This window comes from Adlercreutzia equolifaciens (assembly GCF_029076695.1).
GTDB classification, from domain to species: domain Bacteria; phylum Actinomycetota; class Coriobacteriia; order Coriobacteriales; family Eggerthellaceae; genus Adlercreutzia; species Adlercreutzia equolifaciens_A.
On sequence record NZ_JARFIK010000632.1, the window covers coordinates 1 to 288 of the forward strand.

Sequence of the window (288 nt, forward strand, 5' to 3'; positions counted from 1 at the left end):
GTTTATCTGGCCTGCGCGCCGAAAAGTAATGCGGTTTACACCGCCTTCAAAGCTGCGCTGGCTGATGCCCGTGAACGTCCGGATTACGACGTGCCGGTTCACCTGCGCAACGCGCCAACGAAGCTGATGAAAGAGATGGGCTACGGTCAGGAGTATCGTTATGCCCATGATGAGCCTAATGCCTATGCCGCCGGAGAAGAGTACTTCCCGCAGGAAATGGCACAAACGCGCTATTATCACCCCACAAACAGAGGTCTTGAAGGCAAGATTGGCGAAAAGCTCGCCTGG

Annotated in this window: 1 pseudogene; it reads left to right on the forward strand. The window is 55.2% G+C overall.

The annotated features are described in order from the left end of the window. Positions 1-288, forward strand: a pseudogene (locus PZH32_RS13910) (replication-associated recombination protein A); the annotation flags it as partial.